Origin of the sequence: Lysinibacillus sp. CD3-6 (genome assembly GCF_006351725.2) — a bacterium.
Lineage (GTDB): Bacteria > Bacillota > Bacilli > Bacillales_A > Planococcaceae > Lysinibacillus.
The window spans coordinates 978,144-1,002,205 of sequence record NZ_CP085880.1 but is presented as its reverse complement, the minus strand read 5'-3'; the positions used below and the strand labels follow the sequence as shown (position 1 = coordinate 1,002,205).

Annotated in this window: 23 protein-coding genes; 5 read left to right on the top strand and 18 right to left on the bottom strand. The window is 37.5% G+C overall.

The window, feature by feature from the left end:
• Nucleotides 1-6: 6 nt before the first annotated feature.
• Entirely contained in the window at nucleotides 7-1,533 is a 1,527-nt protein-coding gene (locus FH508_RS04660) for an AbgT family transporter (RefSeq protein ID WP_173477901.1), read from the bottom strand.
• Nucleotides 1,534-1,682: 149 nt separating this feature from the next.
• Here FH508_RS04660 and FH508_RS04655 point away from each other — a divergent pair, with 149 nt between their 5' ends.
• Complete coding sequence (locus tag FH508_RS04655; RefSeq protein ID WP_173477902.1) at nucleotides 1,683-2,981, top strand: hypothetical protein; 1,299 nt, start codon at nucleotides 1,683-1,685, stop codon at nucleotides 2,979-2,981.
• A gap of 53 nt (nucleotides 2,982-3,034) precedes the next feature.
• Here FH508_RS04655 and FH508_RS04650 read toward each other — a convergent pair whose 3' ends face one another.
• Nucleotides 3,035-3,832, bottom strand: a complete 798-nt coding sequence (locus FH508_RS04650; RefSeq protein ID WP_173477903.1) for an inositol monophosphatase family protein — start codon at nucleotides 3,830-3,832, stop codon at nucleotides 3,035-3,037.
• Between the two features lie 335 nt (nucleotides 3,833-4,167).
• On the bottom strand, nucleotides 4,168-4,365 hold the full coding sequence (locus FH508_RS04645) for a hypothetical protein (RefSeq protein WP_173477904.1): 198 nt from the start codon (nucleotides 4,363-4,365) through the stop codon (nucleotides 4,168-4,170).
• A gap of 123 nt (nucleotides 4,366-4,488) precedes the next feature.
• Here FH508_RS04645 and FH508_RS04640 point away from each other — a divergent pair, with 123 nt between their 5' ends.
• Nucleotides 4,489-5,115 (top strand): YktB family protein, encoded by a 627-nt coding sequence (locus FH508_RS04640; RefSeq protein ID WP_173477905.1) that lies wholly within the window; start codon nucleotides 4,489-4,491, stop codon nucleotides 5,113-5,115.
• A 525-nt stretch (nucleotides 5,116-5,640) separates the two neighbouring features.
• Here FH508_RS04640 and FH508_RS04635 read toward each other — a convergent pair.
• Both FH508_RS04635 and FH508_RS04630 read right to left on the bottom strand, forming a co-directional pair.
• The gene (locus tag FH508_RS04635) at nucleotides 5,641-5,928 is read right to left on the bottom strand and encodes a UPF0223 family protein (protein ID WP_173477906.1); all 288 of its coding nucleotides are present in this window, start codon (nucleotides 5,926-5,928) and stop codon (nucleotides 5,641-5,643) included.
• Between the two features lie 21 nt (nucleotides 5,929-5,949).
• Nucleotides 5,950-6,909, bottom strand: a complete 960-nt coding sequence (locus FH508_RS04630) for an NAD(P)H-dependent flavin oxidoreductase (RefSeq protein WP_173477907.1) — start codon at nucleotides 6,907-6,909, stop codon at nucleotides 5,950-5,952.
• A 146-nt stretch (nucleotides 6,910-7,055) separates the two neighbouring features.
• On the opposite strand from FH508_RS04630, the gene FH508_RS04625 reads away from it, so the two are divergent.
• Complete coding sequence (locus FH508_RS04625; protein WP_173477908.1) at nucleotides 7,056-8,525, top strand: aminotransferase class I/II-fold pyridoxal phosphate-dependent enzyme; 1,470 nt, start codon at nucleotides 7,056-7,058, stop codon at nucleotides 8,523-8,525.
• Between the two features lie 217 nt (nucleotides 8,526-8,742).
• Here FH508_RS04625 and FH508_RS04620 read toward each other — a convergent pair whose 3' ends face one another.
• Complete coding sequence (locus FH508_RS04620; RefSeq protein ID WP_173477909.1) at nucleotides 8,743-9,531, bottom strand: helix-turn-helix domain-containing protein; 789 nt, start codon at nucleotides 9,529-9,531, stop codon at nucleotides 8,743-8,745.
• Between the two features lie 189 nt (nucleotides 9,532-9,720).
• On the opposite strand from FH508_RS04620, the gene FH508_RS04615 reads away from it, so the two are divergent.
• Nucleotides 9,721-10,317, top strand: a complete 597-nt coding sequence (locus tag FH508_RS04615) for a class I SAM-dependent methyltransferase (protein ID WP_173477910.1) — start codon at nucleotides 9,721-9,723, stop codon at nucleotides 10,315-10,317.
• 66 nt (nucleotides 10,318-10,383) lie between these two features.
• Here the strand turns inward: FH508_RS04615 and FH508_RS04610 are convergent, their stop codons facing one another.
• The 7 genes from FH508_RS04610 to pdhA form a co-directional block, all read right to left on the bottom strand.
• The gene (locus FH508_RS04610) at nucleotides 10,384-11,061 is read right to left on the bottom strand and encodes an LrgB family protein (protein ID WP_173477911.1); all 678 of its coding nucleotides are present in this window, start codon (nucleotides 11,059-11,061) and stop codon (nucleotides 10,384-10,386) included.
• Complete coding sequence (locus FH508_RS04605; protein ID WP_228134384.1) at nucleotides 11,054-11,497, bottom strand: CidA/LrgA family protein; 444 nt, start codon at nucleotides 11,495-11,497, stop codon at nucleotides 11,054-11,056. The genes FH508_RS04610 and FH508_RS04605 overlap by 8 nt, the downstream gene beginning before the upstream one ends.
• A 232-nt stretch (nucleotides 11,498-11,729) precedes the next feature.
• Nucleotides 11,730-12,512, bottom strand: coding sequence for an SDR family NAD(P)-dependent oxidoreductase (locus FH508_RS04600; protein ID WP_173477912.1), 783 nt, complete (start codon nucleotides 12,510-12,512; stop codon nucleotides 11,730-11,732).
• Between the two features lie 123 nt (nucleotides 12,513-12,635).
• Nucleotides 12,636-14,051, bottom strand: coding sequence for a dihydrolipoyl dehydrogenase (gene lpdA, locus FH508_RS04595; protein ID WP_173477913.1), 1,416 nt, complete (start codon nucleotides 14,049-14,051; stop codon nucleotides 12,636-12,638).
• 4 nt (nucleotides 14,052-14,055) lie between these two features.
• Complete coding sequence (locus FH508_RS04590; protein WP_173477914.1) at nucleotides 14,056-15,402, bottom strand: dihydrolipoamide acetyltransferase family protein; 1,347 nt, start codon at nucleotides 15,400-15,402, stop codon at nucleotides 14,056-14,058.
• 47 nt (nucleotides 15,403-15,449) lie between these two features.
• On the bottom strand, nucleotides 15,450-16,427 hold the full coding sequence (locus FH508_RS04585; RefSeq protein ID WP_173477915.1) for an alpha-ketoacid dehydrogenase subunit beta: 978 nt from the start codon (nucleotides 16,425-16,427) through the stop codon (nucleotides 15,450-15,452).
• Nucleotides 16,428-16,430: 3 nt separating this feature from the next.
• The gene (gene pdhA / locus FH508_RS04580) at nucleotides 16,431-17,546 is read right to left on the bottom strand and encodes a pyruvate dehydrogenase (acetyl-transferring) E1 component subunit alpha (RefSeq protein ID WP_173477916.1); all 1,116 of its coding nucleotides are present in this window, start codon (nucleotides 17,544-17,546) and stop codon (nucleotides 16,431-16,433) included.
• A gap of 395 nt (nucleotides 17,547-17,941) precedes the next feature.
• Between pdhA and def the strand changes: the two genes are divergently transcribed.
• On the top strand, nucleotides 17,942-18,499 hold the full coding sequence (gene def, locus FH508_RS04575; protein WP_173477917.1) for a peptide deformylase: 558 nt from the start codon (nucleotides 17,942-17,944) through the stop codon (nucleotides 18,497-18,499).
• 232 nt (nucleotides 18,500-18,731) lie between these two features.
• Here the strand turns inward: def and phnX are convergent, their stop codons facing one another.
• The 5 genes from phnX to FH508_RS04550 are packed head-to-tail and all read right to left on the bottom strand — an operon-like array spanning nucleotide 18,732 to nucleotide 23,984.
• Nucleotides 18,732-19,520, bottom strand: a complete 789-nt coding sequence (phnX, locus tag FH508_RS04570; RefSeq protein WP_173477918.1) for a phosphonoacetaldehyde hydrolase — start codon at nucleotides 19,518-19,520, stop codon at nucleotides 18,732-18,734.
• Entirely contained in the window at nucleotides 19,510-20,610 is a 1,101-nt protein-coding gene (locus FH508_RS04565) for a 2-aminoethylphosphonate--pyruvate transaminase (protein ID WP_173477919.1), read from the bottom strand. The genes phnX and FH508_RS04565 overlap by 11 nt, the downstream gene beginning before the upstream one ends.
• Nucleotides 20,611-20,624: 14 nt before the next feature.
• Nucleotides 20,625-21,611, bottom strand: a complete 987-nt coding sequence (locus FH508_RS04560) for an extracellular solute-binding protein (RefSeq protein WP_173477920.1) — start codon at nucleotides 21,609-21,611, stop codon at nucleotides 20,625-20,627.
• On the bottom strand, nucleotides 21,611-23,239 hold the full coding sequence (locus tag FH508_RS04555) for an ABC transporter permease subunit (RefSeq protein WP_173477921.1): 1,629 nt from the start codon (nucleotides 23,237-23,239) through the stop codon (nucleotides 21,611-21,613). Before FH508_RS04555 ends, FH508_RS04560 begins: the two co-directional genes overlap by 1 nt.
• Nucleotides 23,232-23,984, bottom strand: coding sequence for an ABC transporter ATP-binding protein (locus FH508_RS04550; protein WP_173477922.1), 753 nt, complete (start codon nucleotides 23,982-23,984; stop codon nucleotides 23,232-23,234). The genes FH508_RS04555 and FH508_RS04550 overlap by 8 nt, the downstream gene beginning before the upstream one ends.
• Nucleotides 23,985-24,062 lie beyond the last annotated feature (78 nt).

The following is a 24,062-nucleotide window of genomic DNA, read 5'->3' as shown; positions in this document are numbered from 1 at the left end:
CACTCCTTATTTTAAGTAGATATAATCTCCAGGTCCAAGCGGTAAACCAAGCAAGAACCAAATGGCAAACAGTATAATCCAACCGATTGCAAAGAACACAGAAAACGGTAGTAAAGCTGAAATAAGTGTACCGATACCGATATTTTTATCGTAGCGTTTAGCAAACGACAGTAAAATGGCGAAATAAGGAAGCATCGGTGTAATTGGATTTGTAATTGAGTCTCCTACACGATACGCCATTTGCGTTACGGCTGGAGAATAACCTAAGTAAAGGAACATTGGGACGAAAATTGGCGCAAGTAATGCCCATTTCGCAGAAGCACTTGCGATCAATAAGTTGACGAATGCACATATTAAAACAAACCCAATCATCATTGGTAAACCTGTAAAGTTTAATGCTTGTAAAAGCTCTGCCCCTTTAATGGCTAAAATAGCACCAATATTACTCCAGTTAAAAAAGGCAATCATTTGTGAAGCAGCAAATGCTAAAACAATGAAGGGAGCCATATCCGCAATTGATTTAAAAATCTTCTCGGCAACTTCCTTATCATTTTTCACTACTTTTGCCGCAATCCCATAGGCAAGACCAGGTAAAAGGAAGAAGAATAACATAATCGGTACAATACCTGACATAAACGGAGAATTTAAAAAGCCTCCTGTTTCAGGATCACGTAAAAGACCATTCGATGGAATGACCATAAATGCAATGACAACAATATAAATGACTGTTACTATACCTGCCCATAGTAAACCACGTTTTTCTAAAGCTGTTAGTGGCTCTAACTTTTCAACCTTGCCTTCAAATATGCCAAAGCGAGGTTCTGTAAACTTTTTCGCAACCCATGTACCAATGACGATTAATAAAAACGTCGACGCAATTAAGAAGTAATAGTTCATCGTTGCTCGTCCAGTATATTCTGGGTTGGCAATATGCGCTGCGGATTCAGTAATTCCTAATAATAAGACATCTAGAGAACTAATTAAAATATTGGCACTAAAGCCCCCAGCTACGGCTGCATATGTAATAATTAAACCAGCAAGTGGATTTCGGCCAATGCTCATAAAAATCATTGCTGCAATCGGTGGTAAAATGATGAATGCTGCATCAGCAGCTAGATTACCGACTAAACCTGTGAAAATAATAAATGGCACAATTAATTTTGTTGGAGCTGACATGACAAGCTTTTTCATAACGGCTGAAATAAGTCCTGTTTGCTCTGCTAAACCAATACCAATCATCGTCACGATTACTAATCCTAAAGGAGCAAAGCCTGTAAATGTCGATACCATTTGCGTTAATATTAAGATAAGACCTTCTTGACTCAGTAGATTTTTTACTTGGATAACATCTTCAGTGCCTGGTTGAACCGCTGAAATACCAAACATTGATAGGATCCATGATAAAACAAGCACTATACCTGCTAAAATAATAAATAGTGTAATAGGATCAGGTAGTTTATTACCTGCCCTTTCAATACTATCTAACATTTTATCAATCCAAGATTTCTTTAATGTGTCTGATTTTTTTTGCATAAATCCCTCTCCTTCTATTGTTTAAAATTCGACTTATGCTATTCAATCAAACACCATTTTAAGACATTGATAGCATGTGTCCTTAATACAAAGAAACCATATTTTTAGAATATTTTCAATATTTAATTTTAAATTAAGGAGATAATACTATGTATAAAATTAATGTTTTCACTGCTAAATTGTCCCTCTCATGGGTAGAGCAACTCGAAAAAATTAAGCCCGCTTTTTGCGAATTTCATTATCATTCCTACACTGATTCTGAGCATCTATACACTCTGTTAGAGCAACATTTAATAGCGGGCGACGGTGCACTTTTTAGCGGGCAAATTCCCTATTTTTTTACGCAAACACATTTTCCAAACATGGCTATACCTATGCTCTATTTCGATATTTCAGAACGTGATTTTTACCGTACCTTAACAGAATTATTTTATGAGAATAAAATTGCTATGAATCGGATTGCCATTGATTTTTGTTATGAGGAAAACGATTACCTTGGCATTCATGAATGGTCACTAGGAAGACAACCTTATCTTTTTAGTCAAACAATGAATGAGTACGCAAACAATGATATTGTTGATAAAGTGGCGAACTGGCACATTCAATTACATCGCGATAATAAAGTAGATTTAAGTTTTACTCGTATTGCAGAGATGCGAGAGCGATTGGCACACCAAAATATACCATTTATCGCTTTTCATCCATCGCTTCATGCCATGCAATTAACATTGGATCAGTTGGTGAATCAGCTCCACCTTCGTCAACTTGAGCTAAATAAAGTAGTCGTTGTACATATTGTAATTCCGATAGATAAATCCAATATAGATGAATTGGAGTATCGGCAAATCGCTTTATATAAAGCCATTTTAGATTTTAAACAATTATATGCCAGCACCTTTATCGTGCATCGGGAAGCATCCTATATCGCGATTATTACAACATATCAGCAATTTTTAATGACAACCAATGACTATACACATTGTCAACTCGTAGATTTTTTAGATGATAAATTACTATTTCCCGTAAAAATAGGATGGGGAATTGGTAACTCTCTAACAGAAAGTCAGAAATTTGCAAAAAAGGCTGCAACACTCTGTTCTTCAAAGGAAACACAGGGCTATATTATAGAAAATGCAAAAGAAATTGGTCCGTTACTGTATGGAGCATTACTACAGTTTGATAACGAAAAACAGCAGCGCTTAAAAAAATTAAGCGCTGCCTATGATATCCCTTTACTGCAATTGCAAAAAATTGAGGCTGTTATAGAAAGATTAGCAACAACTATTGTTAATGGAGAACTGTTGAGCACACATTTAGGCATTACCGTGCGTTCTGCAAACCGCATTTTAAAACAGCTACACGAAAAAAATTTAGCGGTCGAATTGCCAAGTACTACTTCCACCAATCGTGGACGTCCGAAAAAATATTATCAACTCAATTTATATTAGTATCAACAAAAAACTGTTTAGGAAAAAATTCCTAAACAGTTTTTATGTAAAAGCTACAAATCATAAGGGACAATATATTTTTTTAATAATTCCTGATGAATAGCAGGGTTAGCAATTATAAACGTATCCTGATGTAAGAAATCAAAGCCTTCCCCATGTAGGTTTGTTGCGATAGCTCCAACTTCCTGAGCAATAATCATTCCTCCAGCGATGTCCCAAGGAGATAATCTCATGGACACATAAGCATCTAGCTTCCCACTGACAACAAAGGCTATTTCCATTGCAGCAGAACCATATGAACGCGTCCCTCGCACTTTACGAACTAATTCAATTACTTTTTCATGATGTATATGTCGATTTGGCGCTACCCAATGGGCATTAATGCCAATAACAGATTCTTCAATGTTTACAGGCTGTAACTTGCGCAATGGTGATGCATTATACCAAGCTCCCTCTCCTGCAACAGCATTGAATAAATCTTCACGCATTACATCATATATGTAACCAAGTTTCCCTATGCCATCAATAAATATCCCAATAGAAATCATAAAGTGACGATGTTGCTTTACAAAATTCATCGTTCCATCAATCGGATCAATAATCCATACAACACCATCTAATGATTCGACTTTTTCACCCATTCCCTCTTCACCTAAAATTTTATGGGTAGGGTCAAAAGCTTTAATTTGTTCAATAAAAAATAATTCAGTTTCTCGGTCTATATTTGTAACAAGGTCATTCGCATTCGATTTTGTCTCGATCACTAGATTATACGAAAATGCATTCCGTATACGTTTACCTGCTTCTACGATGATACTTTTCGCATATTGATCGATTTGCTTTAAATCCATAAAAACCCACCCCTCGAATATAGAAAACATTCACACTCGTGCACACACGCATTTACTAGTACTTGGCCTACGAGCGACAATGTTGCTGTTCGCTACGCAGTACTACATTTCCCCGTTTCTAGTCATCAAAAAGGTAAACCCTTATCCGAAAAGAGAGCGTGAGTTATGTATTATATTACACCTTTCAGCACATTTATTGTGCAATGACACTCACTAAAAAATGAAAACAATAAATTCTAATATGATATATTATCTATTTTAACCTTTATAATAACAAAAATCACCTGCTGTCAGAATATTCAGCAAGTGATTTTTATATGGGGGTTAATTTTTTTTTACGCATAGGCGTGCAAACTTTCCAGCTCCATCTGTATTTCGGCTAGACGCTTTTTACTTTTTGCTATTTCACCCTCATCTTTCTCATTCATTGCAGAAAACAATGAGGCTAATTCATAATCAATTTCTAATTGCAGGATGCGTTCATATTGCTTTTCAATGTCAACTTTACGTATAATTTTTACGACTTGTTTCATAAAAGTCACTTCCCTTTTTTATTTTTTTACAAAACCTTATAGGATTCGATAAAGTTCTTGTTATAAGATTTTTTCCCATTTTTTTAATAAAATAAACCTTATAATCGAAAGGAGTTACTAAAAATGTCTACCTTAAAATGGACTAATAAAGATTTTAATGTTTTTCAAATAAACGGTTTAGAACAACGGATGGATGCCTTAAATTCCTGTGTACGACCAAAATTCAATAAACTAGGAGAAAACTTCTCCGCCTTCTTTTCCAGCCACCTAGGTGAAGAATTTTATCCCCATGTAGCAAAACACGCCCGCAGAACGGTTAATCCACCAAATGACAGTTGGGTTGCATTCGCTCCTTATAAAAGAGGTTATAAAGCGTTGCCTCACTTTCAGATTGGTCTTTGGAGCACACATTTATTCATCGTCTTGGCTATTATTTATGAAGCACCGCAAAAAAATTTAATGGCAGAGCGTTTACTAGCCAATAAATCCTTGCTACAACAGCTTCCGGAAGATTTTATTGTTTCTGGGGATCATATGTCACCTGCTGCCATTTCCTTACAAGATGCGAAAGAAGAAAAACTAGAAGAAATGCTTATACGTTTGCGTGATGTGAAAAAAGGGGAATTTCTCATTGGTCGTCATATTCCAAAAGAGGAAGCTGTAAACATGTCCTTTAAACAGTTCCAACAATTAACAGAAGATACATTCCAAACATTACTTCCTATTTATAAAATTATTCAAGGAAAATAAATTTGTGAAGATTCATCATGAAAATGTGGAATAAAAATCTTACTTGAACATTACTTCTTCGAAAGATCCTGAAACCCGAATTTTATAAGGTTTTACACATTTGGACGAGGTCTTAATGTAGGTCTTTTGAGGAATTGCACAGAACATCTTAAAGGTGTATTGTCGACGCTTATTGAGGGTATGATAACTTTTATACTCAACTTTTTAATTCGTTTTTGAAGTGTTGGCGAAGTTGTTTCACCAACGTTAACGAACATTTTGTTACAGAAATCGATATTGCTGTAGTTTATGCAAATTATCGTTAATTAACACTATATTACACTAAGTAATTTAATAAATTTTTTTAATAGGCAATGGAAACTCCGCTGTGCTTTCTGTAGGATTTGTCTATGCAGACAGTATTTTGTTTGTTGTTTTATCGTTTCGAATGATTTCTACAGAAAGCTTTGCGGTATTTTCACATAATTAAAAAGGCATGCAAGGAAATTTCCTAACACACCTTTTCACTTTAAACTGTGACGAATTTTAACGTCGTTGCTTTGGAACAACTTTAATCATCGTTCCATCAGCTGCCTCTTTTGCTTGTTTCACAACTGGGTAGCTAACATAGCCACTAGCCTCTTCAAATTCACGGAAAATTGTTTTTTCCTCCGCTTGTGAAGGAACAATTTCTTTAAAGCGACGATATTTAGCCATCATCACTTCACGTTTGATGCCCTTTTCATAGGCAAGCTCGATGCCTTCAAAAAATTTAACAACATCGACAATCTCTTCAGTCGACCAATCGATTGAAAACGGATAAGAATATTCCATTTGGACATGACCACCTTTACATTACTGTCCCCATTTTACCCGGATACTTTCTGCTTCTGCAACCATTCGTGTAATGAGCTCGTCCACTGTAGGAATATCTTGAATCATTCCTGTAACTTGTCCTGCCCAACCTATGCCCGCATCTTTTTCTCCGTCATAAATAAAACGCTTATTAGCACTGCCACTAATATAATCTTTCAATGCCTCATAAGTAGGTGTTTCACGTTCTATTTCTAAAATTTTCTCTGTGAAATGACTACGTAACGCTCGAGCAGGTGCCCCGATGGAACGCTTTATAACAGTTGTATCTGCCTCAGAACTATTAAGTAATGCCTCTTTATATGCTTGTGATGCATCGACACACTCTTTAGTCGCAATAAAGCGCGTACCCATTTCAATACCTTCTGCACCAAGTGCATGTGCAGCCATCCAACCACGACCGTCTCCAATACCACCAGACGCAATAACAGGGATTTTCACACTATCTACAACTTGTGGTACAAGTACCATCGTTCCGACATCATCACGGCCAAGATGTCCACCACCTTCTTGTCCAACGACCATTACCGCATCCGCACCTAGCTCTTCGGCTTTCTGGGCTTGCCTACGCGCTGCTACAAGGACAAGTTTTTTAATATTTGTTCCTGCAAGTAAATCAAATATCGGTGCTGGATTTCCACCAGTCATTGTGACAACAGGTACCTCTTCTTCTACAGCTACTCGTACCATCTCCTCATAGCCTGTGCCATGCATACCGATTGCAAAATTCACACCAAATGGTTTATCAGTTAATGTTCTTACTTTATGGATTTCCGCACGCAATAATTCTGGGTCTCGCAAGCTCATAGCCGTTATTTGCCCTAGTCCGCCAGCATTCGACACCGCAGCTGCTAAATCTGCATAAGCTAAATAGGCTAATCCCCCTTGAATTATTGGATATTTTATCTTTAAAAGTTCGGTGATACGTGTCTCCCAAATCATCAAATCTCCCCTTTCGTACCATACTATCTTCTCGTAATCTTGAAAAAATCCCTTTATTTTTTTAATTAAAGTCTATTTTTTCATGTCGTTAGGTGCTATAATTCATTTGTTTTCTTAGATATTATAAAAGTGAGGTGGTACCTGCGTTGTCACAATTAGAGACTCCATTGTTCGACGTATTACTAAAACATCGGAACAGACATCCAATTCAGTTCCATATTCCAGGCCATAAGAAAGGGCACGGTATGGATCCTGCTTTCCGAGAATTCGTCGGCGACAACGTTTTATCAATCGATTTAATTAACATTGCTCCACTAGACGACTTACATTCACCAAAAGGTGCAATCAAGGATGCACAAGCACTTGCTGCAGAAGCCTTTGGTGCTGATCATACATTCTTTTCCGTTCAAGGTACTAGTGGCGCCATTATGACGATGATTCTGACCGTCGTCGGTCCAGGTGATAAAATTCTAGTACCACGGAATGTTCATAAATCCATTATGTCAGCGATTGTTTTCGCTGGTGCCATTCCTATCTTTATTCATCCTGAGGTAGATAGTGAATATGGCATTTCTCATGGTATTTCAGCGGAAGCTGTTGAAAAGGCATTAAATGCATACCCAGACGCAAAGGCTGTTCTTGTCATTAATCCAACATATTATGGCTTCTCAGCGGATTTAAAACGCATTGTCGAAATTGTCCATCGTCGTAATATACCAGTCGTTGTCGATGAAGCTCATGGTGTTCATATAAAATTCCATGACGAGCTTCCCTATTCAGCAATGGAGGCTGGCGCAGATATGGCTGCAACAAGCGTACATAAGCTTGGAGGCTCTATGACGCAAACTTCAATTTTAAATGTACGTGAAGGGTTAGTTTCTGCCAAACGTGTACAGGCTGTCTTTTCAATGCTGACAACAACGTCAACGTCCTATCCTTTACTTGCGTCACTTGACACAGCTCGTCGTCAGCTAGCTATTCATGGCTATGATTTAATCGACGATGCACTGCGTTTAGCAAAAGATGCACGTAAACGCATTAACCAAATTGCACATTTAAAATGTGCAGGTAAGGAAAAGCTTCACTCATCTGCAACATATGATATGGATCCATTGAAGCTGTTAATTAGTGTAAAAGACTTAGGTATTTCAGGTCACCAAGCTGAAGAGTGGCTTCGTCATAACGCAAATATCGAAGTGGAATTATCAGACTTATATAACATTTTATGTTTAGTGACATTAGCAGATACGAAAAAAGAAATTAATCTTCTGATCAATGCACTAGGTCGTATGTCAAAAGCTTTTGATTCAGAAGCTGCCATTACTGAAGCGGTTGTCAATGTTCCTGAAATTCCAGCACTTGCAATGTCACCTCGTGATGCATTTTATGCAGATACAGAGGTAGTCCCTCTTGCAGAGGCAGATAATTGCATTTGCGCTGAATTCATAATGGTTTATCCACCTGGAATTCCAATTTTTATTCCCGGGGAAATAATTACGCAAGAAAATATTCATTACATTCAAATGAATATTGAAGCTGGTTTACCAGTTCAAGGACCAGAAGATACAACATTAAAAACGATTCGTGTTATTAAAGAACGTAGAGCAATTATTTAACAATGCAACGCTACCTCTTCTGAATGCTAGTATTCAGTGATTTCCGTCACATATTGCGCTGTCCACTCGGTACACTGTAAGCTGCAAACTTGAGCAGGAGAGGCAGTACTACTTCTATCAATAAATAAAAATAAAAGGTATCAAGTTAAACTCCTTGATACCTTTTATCCACTATTCGAGCACCTCATTATGTCTACTAAACTTATTCAACTAATGATTAAAAGTTATTTAACTTTTTTCTTATTTTATTTAATACTGTATTATTTAAGCGTTGAATATGTTCCTTATTTTTTACTAATATTCTATAAGAATCTATTACTGACACTGTACGGATGAACAGGTACACCCCAACTGCAATAAATGCAATAAGTAATGGATAATAAGGCATTAACACGAATGCTGCTACAATTTCTTTTTTTACTAATAAAAATGAAATACCACCTGCTACAATTAAGCATAAGCCTACTACCATAATTGCCGTATTCTTTCTCTTCACTTCTTCGTACCTATTGCTCAATTCTTTTAAGTAATTATGGTCAAATATTAATACTTCTCTTTTCAGAATAGAATAACGATCTTCCTCTATAAAGCCTGCTGCAATCGACCCAATTCCAAAAACAACAATAATAGTAATGAAAATAGTATAAATTAATGGATCTTGTTTAAAAAGGAAATAAGGGATAGTAGATGCGATAAGCAAACTAAATCCTATAGCAAAATACTTAGAAATTTTACGTTGTGATAAGACATATCCTTCCGCCATTTCTTTACTGACATAATAACTATGTTCATCTTCATGACTATGTTCAACAGTATCTTTTAACAAGTAATCTATTGACACTTCAAAAACATTGCCAAGCATTAAGAGTTTCTCGGTTTCAGGAAAACCTTGATCATTTTCCCACTTACTTATAGCTTGCCTAGTAGTATTTAATTTTTCAGCTAGTGCTTCTTGCGATAAACCTTTTTCTTTTCTTAGTTTAAAAAGTTTTTCACTAAATTTCATATATGGACTCCCCTTTCTGTTATTAAGTAAATTTTATTAAAACATTTCCTTTAATTCCATATTTCAGGGAGTGCACTTTGTCAATTTCAAGTTGCAACTGTGTTATTTGGCGCAATTTCTATTTTACGAAGCGAAAAATTAGATTAAGTATTGGTCATTACTTACAATATTTAAAAGGGAGTGAATTGAATGAATACATGGGATGAACGTTTTAAATCAGCGGAATATATTTATGGTGAACAACCAAATGCATTTATAGAAAACTATGTAGATAATTTAAAGGGGTATGTAAATGTAGCAGCATATGCTGAAGGCGAAGGTAGAAATGCGGTTTTTTTAGCATCTAAAGGGCATACAGTTACTGCATTCGATTACGCTAAAAGCGGTCTTGAGAAAACAGCACAGCTAGCAAGAAAGCATTGTGTTACAGTTAATACTCAACTTGTTGATTTACTGCAAGATGAATTACCAATCGAAAAATTTGACGCTGCGGTCATGGTTTTTGGTCATTTTCCTCAAGAACAGCAGCAAGCCGTTTTTAATCGTATTGTCCATTCTGTTAAACCTGGTGGTCGAATAATGATGGAATTATATTCCATATACCAACTACCCTATGCCACAGGTGGCCCACAAAATATAAATTTATTATATCATCCTATTTCTGTTCTTACTTGGTGTCAGCCCTATAAAATCATTCATTTTTTTACTGGCGAACAAATACGAAATGAAGGTAGCTTACACACTGGACTTGCGCATACCATTCAATTAATCATTGAAAAAAGTTAGACAAGCTACACTTAGAAAAGACCACACCCCTTTACAAGCGCGTTTTATCTTGTAAAGGGTATTTTACTACATAAATAGATAAACAAAGAGCGGACATAGAAACGCCCCTATAATTGCTGTAAGCCCCATAGAAAGCGAGCCAACCGATAATTCTTGTTCACCATACTCTCGCAGTTTTACAAGCCCTACACCATGCGAAGCGCTTCCTATCGCTACACCTCTACTAACAGCAGAATCAATTTTTCCATATTTGATAACTAATGGCCCAACAATAGCTCCAACAAAACCTGCAATCATTACAAAAACCGCCGTTAAAGGAGGAATTCCACCAATTGTTTCACTTACTTGCATACCTACTGGTGTTGTTAACGACTTAGGCAAGGCTGTCAGCATCCAACTCTCCTTTACACCGATCCATTTTAGCATGATAAAAATTGTAAGCAATCCTGTAACCATTGCTAGCATTATCCCTGAAAGAATTGAGTATTTATATTTCATAATAATAGCTCTTTGATTATAAAGTGGATATGCGAGTGCCACAACAGCTGGACCGAGCATTTTTTGCAGCCATTCCCCACCTACCATATAGGTTGAATACGGAATTTGAAAGACGACTAAAATAACGGCGCTGACAATCGTTGTTGTCACTAATGGAATCATAATAGGATGCGGGAACCGTTGATAAAGCTTCGTAAATAAAACGAACAGCCCTATCGTACCAAGTACAACTATAAGTTCAATCAACAGATAATTCTCCCTTCCCCTCTTCAACATTTACTTCTTTTTCTTTTTTCGCTAATTCTCGTTTTTCAATTTGTTGGGTCAACACGCCTGTTACATAAATGGCAATTAATGTGCTAGCAATTACAGCTAAAATAATGAACAGCCCAGTTGTGGACATTAATTCTGGATAATCAATAATACCAACCGTTGCTGGAATAAAAAATAATGTTAAAATGCCAATTAAAAAACTAGCACCATCTTGAATGTATTCTACTTTAATTATTTTAAAATTGAGTAAAAGTGCTAATAACAGTAATCCAATTACACTTCCAGGAAGCGGAATGTGCAAATACGAAACAATGCCCACACCAATGTAATAAAAAATATTGAGGATTGCAATTTGGACAATAATACGGACAGCACGCATTAAAATCATTGTAAATTTTTCGTTCAACATTTCGCCTCTTTTCACCCCCTATTACGCTTATTCTACAACTGCAGGAATTTTCTGTCTATTATAATTTTAGAAAAACAATAGAAAAAAGAGTCAACCTAAAACTTAATAGGTTGCTCCTTTTCATGCAATAACCTCTTAATAGCGCAAACTTTCTCCAATATTTTATGGAAAATAAAAGGAAGAAAAACGTCAATACTTTAGTGTGTTTTGCTTATCAGTTTTTGTCGGTAAACTATAAGGCGTGTCCTGAACCACCGTCTATATTAACAGCAGTACCCGTCACATAACTCGCTGCATCTGAAACTAAAAAAGTTATGACATTTGCCGCCTCTTGGGTTTCTCCTACACGGCCAAGCGGAATCGTTTGACCGACTTTTTGCGAATAGTCTTCCCACGATAGCTCTGGAGCATCTTTTTTCCATCGCTGTTCAATTTGATCACTTCGAATTAAACCAATACAGACCGAATTCACACGGATATTATCTTTCCCTAAGTCCTTGCTCATCGCCTTCGTTAACGCTAGTCCAGCCGCACGACTCACCGTTGTAGGAAGGGAACTTGCAGGAGGCGTTTTAGCCATTACAGCCGTTACATTAACAATTGCTCCACCGCCAACCTTTCGCATATGGGGCACTGCATATTTGGAACAGTTAATCGCACCAAATACTTTTAAATCAATATCAGCTTGCCACACTTCACTGCTAACCGTTTCAAATGGATTGGCTGACGCTGTACCCGCATTATTAATAACAATATCAATACGCCCAAAATGCTCTACTGTACGCTCTATAAGTCTCTTACAATCTTTTTCCTTTGTGATATCTGTCGGAACAATTAACACTTCCTCGCCCGTTTCGTTTTTAATGCATCCAGCGGCTACTTGTAGCTGTTTTTCGCCGCGTGCACTAATAACTACCTTCGCGCCTTCTTTCACTAGCTGCATAGCCGTATAATAGCCAATACCTTTACTTGAACCAGTAATAATCGCCACTTTTCCCTTTAAGCCTAATTCCATTTCGTCCCACCCCTATTTTTTCGAATAGTCTTTCAATAGTTTTACTGTATCAAAGTTACTAAAATTATACAAAAAAACGACTATAAAGCGTTTGTGCTTTATAGTCGTGTTATATGTGTTAAATTATTTTTTAGCTACAATATGGATTGGGTTGCCTAGTAATACTTCAGCAGCTTCCATTGTAATTTCACCTAAAGTTGGGTGAGCATGAATTGTTAACGCGATATCTTCAGCAGTCATGCCGCCTTCGATTGCTAAGCCCATTTCAGCGATCATATCAGATGCACCAGCACCTACGATTTGAGCACCAATTAATAAGCCATCTTCTTTACGCGCAACTAGTTTCACAAAGCCTTCTGTTTGGTTCAATGCAAGTGCACGACCATTTGCTGCGAATGGGAATTTCGCTGCAGTATATTCAATACCTTCAGCTTTAGCTTGATCTTCGTTGTAGCCAACTGTCGCCATTTCTGGATCAGTGAAGCATACAGCAGGAACAGCTAAATAGTCTACGATTGATTTTTCGCCAGCGATTGCTTCAGCAGCAACTTTACCTTCATAAGAAGCTTTATGTGCAAGCTGTGGTCCCGCTACGATATCACCAATTGCATAAATGTTTGGAATGTTTGTACGGCATTGTTTGTCAACATTAATTAGACCACGTTCGCCGAATTCAATTCCAACACCTTCAAGACCCATTTCATCTGTATTTGGACGACGACCAACAGTTACTAATACATAATCAGCTTCGACTTTTTTCTCTTCTCCGCCAACTTCATATGTTACAACTACGCCGTTTTCTGTTTCTTCTACGCCTTTTGCAGATGCGTTTACTTCAATTTCAACGCCTTTCTTTTTAAGGCCTTTTTTAACGATTTGCGTCATTTGTTTTTCGAAACCAGCTAAAATGTCTTTGCCACCTTCGATAATCGTTACTTGTGAACCTAGGTTTGCATAAGCTGAACCTAGCTCTGTACCGATGTAGCCTCCGCCGATAACAACTAATTTACCAGGTACTTCTTGTAAAGAAAGTGCGCCAGTAGAGTTTAGGACACGCTCAGAGAATTTAAAAGCTGGAATTTCAACTGGACGAGAACCTGTTGCGATAATCACATTGTTAAATGTGTAAGTTTGAGCAGATTCACCATTGATGATACGCACTGAATGAGCGTCAACGAAATATGCTTCACCTTGTACGATTTCAACTTTATTACCTTTAAGTAAGCCTTCAACACCGCCAGTTAATTTCTTAACAACGCTGTCTTTAAAAGCTTGCGCTTTTGAAAAGTCTAGTTTCACATCAGAAGCGATGATACCCATGTCATCTGAATGTTTAGCATGCTCAAAGCGGTGACCAACTGAAATTAATGCTTTTGACGGAATACAACCTACGTTTAAGCACACACCACCAAGTACATTTTTTTCAACGATTGTTACTTTTTGGCCAGTTTGAGCTGCACGAATTGCTGCTACATATCCTCCAGGACCTGAACCAATGACAAGAGTATCTGTTTCGATTGGGAAATCTCCTACTACCATTTTGTTACGCCTCCATTAATAATAATTCTGGCTCACTTAACAAACGCTTTAAGTGATTTAAAGCATTTTGCGCAGTGGCTCCATCGATCATGCGATGATCAAAGCTCAATGATAATGCTAACACAGGTGCAGCTACAATTTCACCATTTTTTATTACAGGTTTTTCTGCAATTCGACCAATACCTAAAATTGCTACTTCAGGATGGTTAATTACTGGAGTAAACCATTGACCACCTGCAGAACCGATATTCGTAATAGACATTGATGCACCTTTCATTTCATGTGGCGCAAGTTTTCCATCACGTGCTTTTGTTGCTAAGTCATTAATTTCATTTGAAACTGCAAATACAGATTTGCGATCTGCATGCTTAATAACTGGAACTAGTAAGCCTTTTTCAGTATCTGCTGCAATACCAATATTGTAGTAATGCTTTTGAACGATTTCTTGTGTTGCATCATCTAATGAGCGGTTAAATTCTGGGAATTCACGCAATGTTGAAATAAGTGCTTTCACTACATATGGTAAATACGTTAATTTAACGCCTTTTTCAGCAGCGATATCTTTGAATTTTTTGCGATGTGCTACAAGAGCTGTTACATCAACTTCATCCATTAGTGTAACGTGTGGCGCTGTTTGTTTTGAATGTACCATCGCTTTAGCAATCGCTTTACGAATGCCAGACATTTTTTCACGTGTTTCTGGGAAGTCGCCTTCAAGAACAACAGGCGCAGATGGTGCAGCTTCTTGTTGAACAACTGCTTCTTCATTTGCAACTGGTGCTTCTTCAGCCTGCACTGCTCCGCCGCCATTTAAGAAATTCTCAATATCTTCTTTTAAAATACGACCATTTTTGCCAGTACCCGCTACTTCATGAATATTGACATCATTATCGCGAGCAAATTTACGAACTGAAGGCATTGCAATAACGCGTTTAGTACTATCCGCTGATTCTTGCTTTACCGCTACCTCTGCTGTTGCTGGAGCTGCTGGCGCTTCTTCTTTAGCAGCAGGTTCTTTAGCTACATCTTGACCAGCTTCAGCAGTTGACTGAACTTGTGCCTCTGTCTTCGCTTCCGCATGATCGTCACCTTTTAGCTTCATATCTTCATATCCAGGAGCATCTAAACGGATTAATACATCGCCAACAACAGCTACTGTACCTTCTGCTACTAATACTTCCTCTACTTTACCTTCAACAGGTGAAGGAATTTCTACGACTGCTTTATCATTTTGTACTTCACAAAGGATATCGTCTTCTTTTACTGTATCTCCAGCTTTAACGAACCATTTTACAATTTCGCCTTCGTGAATACCCTCGCCGATATCCGGTAATCTGAATTCAAATGCCATGTGTACCCATCCTTTCTCTTTGCTCTTCTTCAAATATGCAAGCTACATTAGAATGTTAAAACTTTTTTCGCTGTTTCCATTACATCTTTAAAATTCGGTAACCAAACACCTTCAGCTTGTGGGAATGGGTACACTGTATCTGGTGCTGCTACACGAAGAACAGGAGCTTCTAAGCTCAAAATAGCACGTTCTGTAATTTCAGCGACAACATTCGCAGCAATCCCTGCTTGTTTTTGTGCCTCTTGAACAACGATTGCTCGGCCTGTTTTCTCAACTGACGCAATGATTGTTTCAATATCAATTGGTTGAATTGTACGTAAATCAATAACTTCTACAGAATGGCCTTCTTTTTCTAGTTCTTCTGCTGCTTTTAAGCTTTCGTGTACCATTAAGCCATAAGCAACAATCGTTAAATCTTTACCTTCTCGTTTTACATCAGCTTTACCTAGTGGAATTTCGTATGCTTCCTCAGGTACTTCTTCACGGAATGAACGGTATAATTTTAAATGCTCTAAGAAAATGACTGGATTATCATTTCGAATAGAAGAAATGAGTAGCCCTTTCGCATCGTAAGGTGTTGAAGGAACAACCACTGTTAAACCTGGTTGAGCCGTCATTAAACTTTCTAAGCTGTCTGAGTGCATTTCTGGTGTATGCACACCACCACCGAATGGAGAACGAATTGTTACAGGTGCATTGTACACACCACCGCTACGGTAGCTTAAACGTGCTAATTGCCCACTGATAGAATCCATTACCTCATAGACAAAGCCGAAAAATTGAATTTCTGGAACTGGACGGAATCCTTGAAGAGAAAGACCAATCGCTAACCCACCAATACCTGACTCTGCTAATGGTGTATCGAATACTCGGTCAACACCAAATTCTTTTTGTAGGCCTTCAGTTGCACGGAAAACCCCACCATTGACGCCTATATCTTCCCCGAATAAAAGAACGTTTTCATCATTCTTTAATTCTGTGCGAAGAGCATCTGTAATTGCTTGAATCATCGTCATTTGTGCCATAGGTTATTTCGACTCCTTCTCTTTGTAGATTTCATACTGTTCTTTTAAATTAGATGGCATTTCGCCTTTATACATATTTTCCATTAACTCTGTTACTTTTTGCTTTGGAGCAGCATCGGCCTTTTTAATAGCCTCTTTAATTTCTTCTTTCGCGCGCTCGATAACAGCCTCTTCTTTTTGCTCATCCCATAAACCTTTACCCTCTAAGTATTTACGGAAACGAACTAGTGGATCTTTTAGAGCCCATTCGTTATCTGTATCAGATGTACGGTAACGTGTTGGGTCATCCCCAGCCATTGTATGTGGGCCATAACGGTAACACATTGTTTCGATGAACGTTGGACCCTCACCATTAATTGCGCGTTCACGTGCATCACGTGTTGCAACATAAACTGCAAGCGCATCCATACCATCCACTAAAACACTTGGAATACCTGCTGCAATACCTTTTTGTGCAATTGTTTTTGCTGCTGTTTGCAATTCACGTGGTGTAGAAATCGCGAATTGGTTATTTTGAACGATGAAAATCGCAGGCGCTTTAAATGCTCCAGCAAAGTTTAAACCTTCGTAGAAATCACCTTGTGATGACCCACCATCACCTGTATAAGTAATTGCTACTGCTTTTTTACCTCGTTTTTTAATACCAAGTGCCACCCCTGCCGCTTGGATATATTGAGCACCGATAATGATTTGTGGTGCTAGTACGTTTACACCTTCAGGAACTTGATTCCCCAAGAAGTGACCACGTGAGAATAAAAATGCTTTATCTAAAGGTAGACCATGCCACACAATTTGTGGAACATCACGGTAACCTGGTAAAATCCAATCTTCTTTTTCTAATGCGAAATGAGAAGCAAGTTGTGATGCTTCCTGACCTGCTGTTGGTGCGTAGAAGCCTAAGCGACCTTGACGGTTAAGAGAAATGGAACGTTGATCTAAAATACGTGTATAAACCATACGCGTCATTAACTCAACTAGCTCTTCATCTGATAATTTCGGATCTGCCTCTTCATTTATAATTTCGCCTTCTTCGTTCAAAATTTGAAACATTTCAAACTTTTCTTCGATTTCAGCTAGCGTTTGTTGTGGATCAAAAATATTATTGTTTTTCTTGCTCATTTGTCACATCTCCCTTTCAACTGTATTAAAATAAATCACTTTTTAACTAGTACAACTTATTCTTAGCACTCAGTATACTGAATAAAATACTGTCGGTCAATCATATATTACGCCTGATACTAAAGAATTTTTCTACAAAAACGATTATTATAAACTGTTCCATACTGTATTACTAACTAAGTAAATCTGTATTACAACAACATTCATCAAGCGCACAAACATTACGTTTCAATACATAATTACCAATAGTAGAATACCCCAGTTCTCTATAATCTAATAGCAACATAAAATATTTTTAAGTTTATTCAAATAAAGTCTTTTTTCATGTGCATGTTTCGATGCGTGATGTATACTTATAAGTAAGGTAATACAAAGATTGAAAGGAAGATTTACTCATGATTTTAATGGATGATATAATTCGCGAAGGCCATCCGACTCTCCGCACAAAAACAATAGACGTTCAATTCCCTTTAACTGATGAAATAAAACAACTGGCTACAGATATGCTTCAATTTTTAATTAATAGCCAAGATCCAGAAATGGCTGATAAATATGACTTACGTAGTGGCATCGGTTTAGCCGCTAATCAAGTAAACAGTCTACATCGAATGTTTGCTCTTCATTTAAAAGATGACCAAGGCGAACAACTTAGCTTTGTTGCTATCAATCCTAAAATCGTCAGCCACTCTGTTGAAAATACCTATTTGCCGACTGGTGAGGGCTGCTTATCTGTTGATCGTAATGTACCTGGTTACGTGCCTCGTCATGCACGCATTACAGTGAAATTTAAAACAATCGACGGTGAAGAGAAAAAAATGCGTCTGTCAGGCTTGCCAGCTATTGCATTCCAGCATGAATTAGACCATTTAAACGGCGTCATGTTTTATGATCGTATTAACGAAAAAAATCCATTCGCAGAAATTCCAAACGCTGTACCGTACGAACGAGACTAAGATAGTGGCTATTGGTTGATGTCCGCTACGGCGGACCCTTTCCGCGGGCACACCGTAAGCCGCAACCCTCGCTAACGCGCGGGATTGTTGCGTCTTACATTGTGTGTTGTTCCCGCGGGAGTCGCCGCCTCCGCTACCATCAACTATTGCTCTCTGCAAAGTTTTATTTATTGCAAAAAGTGTTAGATTGATGACAGTCAATCTAACACTTTTTCGCTTTAAGAGCTTTATTTTAAACTAATCGTGCATTAATTGTTTCAATTAGTGCAGGCAGTTCTTGCATTGTTTGAATGGTATAATGCGCACCTGCTTGTTCAAAAACAGCTTTTGTTCTTTCGATAGCATCCGCTCGCTCTTCAGCAGATAAACGCATAAACTCCTGTTCTGTTAAACCCATTTCTGAACTACCGATGATGACACCTACAGCCCAAACCCCTGCATTTAATGCCTCTTGCATATCCGAAGTAGTATCCCCTACTTTTACTACTTTTTTCGTTGCTTGAATGCCAAGTTCCTCGATATTTCTAAAAATCATATAAGGATACGGACGCCCTTTATCTCCTACATCAGTTGGTGTCACTAAATAATCAGGCTTATATCCTTTTTCCGCAGCGTGATGCGTCACTACTTCCATCATTGATTTCGTATAGCCTGTTGTAGAGCCGATACGTATGCCAGCTTGTCTTAACTGTTGAACCGTTTCTCTTACATGCGGAATGGGATCTGTGAACAATGCTAGCGATGCCATTAACTTTGTTTCAAATTGAGCATATAAAGCTTGTACATCCTGCTCTGTATATGCACGTCCATATACTTGTTCCCAAGCCTCACTTATTCTTGCCATTTCAAGCATCGTTCGAATATGATCAATTTTCAACATCCCCATCGGTTTACGCGCTTCTTCCAGCGTTACAGTTACACATGCTTCTTCAAAAATTGTGAGAAAAACATTTACTGGAGCAAAACATCCGAAATCAACCGCCGTACCTGCCCAATCTAAAATCACTGCTTCAATTTTCATTATTTTTCACCGCCATATAGTTTTCAATAACATTGCATAATGTATGAATATCTTCCTCATGAACATCCCCTATATTACCAATTCGGAATGTATCAACATCAGTTAGCTTTCCTGGATAGATGACAAAGCCTGCTTGTTTCATCTCTTGATAGAAATGCTCGAAAGAAAATGCTGCAGATGGATATAAAAATGTTGTAATAATTGGCGATTGAATTTCCACAGAAATATAAGCCTCAAACCCGCATTTCGATAATCTTTCACGCAACATTTTATTGTTTTTTGCATAGCGATTGTAGCGCGCCTCAATACCGCCTTCTTCAGCTAGTTCCTCCAACGCCTTCGCAAATGCCGCAACAACGTGTGTCGGTGATGTAAAACGCCATTTCCCATCCACTTTCATCACTTGCCATTGACTGTATAAATCTAATGCAACACTTTTGGCTATTCCTTTACATTTTTCTAATGCTTCAATTTTTGCAATGACAAATCCAAAACCTGGAACGCCTTGAATACATTTATTTGCACTACTGATTAAAAAGTCAATATGTCCGTTTGACAAATCCATCGGCACACCACCAAAGCTACTCATCGCATCTACAATAAACGTTTTATTAAACGATTGAACAACTTCTCCTATTTCATTAATCGGATTTAATATTCCCGTTGTCGTCTCACAATGTACAACTGCTACATGTGTAATGCTTTCATCGTTTTCTAAAATAGTTCGCACTTCTAAAGGCGATGGTTGCTCATTATACGGCACACAATAAACGACATGCTGTAACTGAAGGGCTTTCGCCATTTCTACTATACGTTCTCCATAAGCACCATTCGTTATAATAAGGACTTTATCAAGGTCATAAATAGTCGTTGTTAGGACCGATTCCACAACAAAGCTACCACTACCTTGCATGAGTACTGCTGAATACATTGTTTCATCCACTTGAGCGAGTTCTACGAGCTTTTTACGTATTGTTTGTGTTACTTGCTTATAGTCGTCATCCCATGTACAACGATCCATTAACATTTCCTTTTTGACTGCTTCCGTTGTAGTTAATGGACCTGGTGTTAATAATTTGTAGTTATTCATGTCTTTATGCTCCTTTATTGTTGTGCTTCTTTAAAGAATGCTTGATGTTTTTCTAATAAATCGACAGTTAACGTCGTATCCCACTTTTTCAAGTATTGCGGAACATATTCATCTTCGACTTGCTCACCTTCGTAAAGCGCTACAGGATATTGCTTTAATAAATCTGTTCGTGCCTCTGTTGCAATTACTTTTGCGATTTCAATTGCCATTGCTTCATCGCCTTCTTTATCTACAACAGCAACAGATTCCGTTAACGTAAAGTTGCCTTCAGTTGGATCAATATAGTCAATAGGTAAGCCCTCATTTTTTGCATCAATTGCTTGTATCCGTAAACCAAATCCTGCAGCCACTTCTCCTGTCTTCACCTTTTTAATAGGTCCAGAACCTGAGCTTTCAATATGTGGACCAGCATTTTTAATTAAATCCGCTAATACTTGCTTCCCTTCTTTTTCTCCATATTCGTTCATAATCGCTTGAACTAATAACCACCCTGTAGATGAATCTAAAATATTTGGAAATGACACTAAATCTTTAAACTCCGGGTTCGTTAAATCCTTTATTGTTTTCGGCACAGGTAGCCCTTTTTGTGCCAATAAATCAGTATTGATAAAAATTGATCCTACGTTTCCTAAAATCGGTAATGCGTAGGTTGATCCACCGTCGTCTAATAGCTTTAAGTCAGAGGATAGGTCAACAAATATGGATTTAGATGTTTGCGCACTTTCAATAAAATAAGAAGCCATCGTTACAACATCCGCTTCAATATCAGTACCTTCTGCCATCATTTTCCCACCTAATTCAGATGTGCCAAACGATTGGATGATATATTTGCCTTCATAACCTTTCTTATCTAATGTCGCTTGCATTACCTCAATAGCTTCATCATCCGCATTTGAATAAATGATGACTTGTTTGTTTGCATCAGCCTCCGCACTGCCACACGCAGCCAATACAATTGCAGAACTAACACTACCTAACATCATGATTGTTGACTTTTTCATCATTCCATCTCCTTACCCTTTTCTTTAGTTGTTGTTATATAATCACAACCTAATTTCACAATGAGGTTAGTGCATAAAATAAAAATGGAGAGAACAAAAATATCTGTATACTTCGCAAAATGCTGAAGCTCTTTAATACGTGTGGAGACAAGCATTGTTTTCGTACTGACAAGGAAAATTACCCCACTTACCGTCACCATGGCATTTAAAAAGTAATAGCTAAACATTTGAAAAATAGTTGGACGGATATTCGGCAAAATAACGCGTACCACCGTTTGAATCCAGGAGTCTTTCAACAATTCCCCCGTTACTTCCCAAGTCGGGTCCATTTTTTGCAAGGAGTTTTTCGCCATCAAATACGGTGTTGTGAAAAAATGAACGGCTGTATAGGCAACAATAATAAAGAAGGTTCCTTTTAGCGTGCTTCCATTAAAGAAAAACAAATAAGAAAGACCAAGAACCATTCCTGGCACAGTGTTCGTAACCATCGACATAATATCTATCGTTTTCCTTCCTTTCAGTGGTGTTCTGACATTGAGAAGAGCTGAAACAAATGCTATACAAACACCTAATACGGCTGTAAAGAAGGCAACAATTAGTGAATTAAAATAAACTCTCGTTAAATTCTTTTCTGCTAAAACATTTTGAATATGTTCCAATGTGAAACTAAAGTCATATGGATATCCCTTTGTAAATGGCACAATGAACATTGTCGAGAAGATGAGTAAAATTGAACTCACACATGCTAGTGAAAAAACTGTAAATACACGATCTCGCAGACGATGTACGACTAGCTCACTTTGGCTAGCATGCTTATATTGAAAATTAAATCGGTCTAGCAAACTTAGCATCACGATACCAAGTACTGCAGGCACAAGCATCAATACAGAAATCACTGCCCCTTGTTCAAATCGCACAATAGAGCCAAGCATTGCTTGATAAAGCTCAGTAGCAATAACTTTATAGCTCCCTCCTACCGATGCGGGTATTCCAAAGTCGGTAAAGCTTAAAATAAACGTTAAAATAAAAGCGCCACCAATTGTTCCTATCATTGGACGAAGCACGGTATGGTAAAATCGACGTGACGGTTTATCATGCATCAGCATAGAAACGAGTAAAAACCGTTTATCGATATACTGCATCGAATTTTGCATTAAAATAAAGGCAACTGGTAATGTGTAAAGCACATATCCAATCAACAATCCATTAAATCCATAAATGCTCACAATAGGCTGTCCGACTAATTTAGTAATAATGCCTTGATTACCAAATGTATAAATTAATACAAAACCATAGGTGATTGTCGGCAACAGCATCGGTAATGTAATCCCTACGTGAACAAGTTTTTTAACAGACCGATTCATCGTCGTAAAATGTAATGCATAAGCCAATACAAACGCTAAACAGGTTGTAATAATTGCAGCTACGATTGACACTTGAAAACTATTGAGAAATGCTTCACGTATTTCAACGCTCTGTAATGCTTCTACATAGTTTTGTAACGTTATGCTATTGCCTTTTTTCAAGGACTGCCAAAACATATAAAGCAATGGCACAATTAAAAAGAAGAGAAAAAACAAGGCAATGGGCATAAATAAAATTTTCACCATTTTTTTCGTTTTAAGCATAGGATTCTCCAAACAGTTGGTAGATGTTATGACGTTTAATGTGAAGCTGCCTTAAGATAAAATCTTCGATAAATTGATTTTTTGGCGATTTTAAAATTTCATGAGGTGTACCATATTGTGAAACAGTTCCCTCATTAATAATGAGTACTTTATCTGATAACGTAAGCGCCTCTTCAGGATCATGGGTCACGATAATAGTTGTTAGATTAAACTGTCGTGCAATCGATTTAATGCGTTCTTTAATTGATTCCTTAATTACTCCATCCAGCGCACTTAATGGTTCGTCTAGTAATAATATTTTCGGTTGCATTACAAGTGTTCTAGCTATTGATACACGTTGCTTCTGCCCACCTGATAATTCGTGAATCTTCTTATGTAAATGTGGGGCAAGTTCTAAAAAATCAACATACTCTTGTATCTCGCTTTTTGTCATTTGCTGTTTTTTATTTTTTAAACCATATACGATATTGTCGTAGGCATTTAAATGTGGGAACAACGCAAAATCTTGGAAAACGATATTAAATCCTCGTGCCTGCATCGATTGTTTCGATATATCTTGTCCATTGTAAAAAAGTTGTCCTTCCGTTTGTTCTGTAAGACCTAGAACAATGTTGAGTAATGTTGTTTTGCCACAACCACTCGGCCCCAATAAAGAAACTATTTCTCCAGAGCCAATCGTTAAATTTATATCATTTAATACTTTTTTATTTTTATAGCTTTTTGAAATATTTCTTAGTTCCAACAAATCGCTCACTCCTTTTGAGTTGTTACTCACAGTATAGAGGCAATTTGTAAAGGGAAAATACATATTTGTGTAAATGTT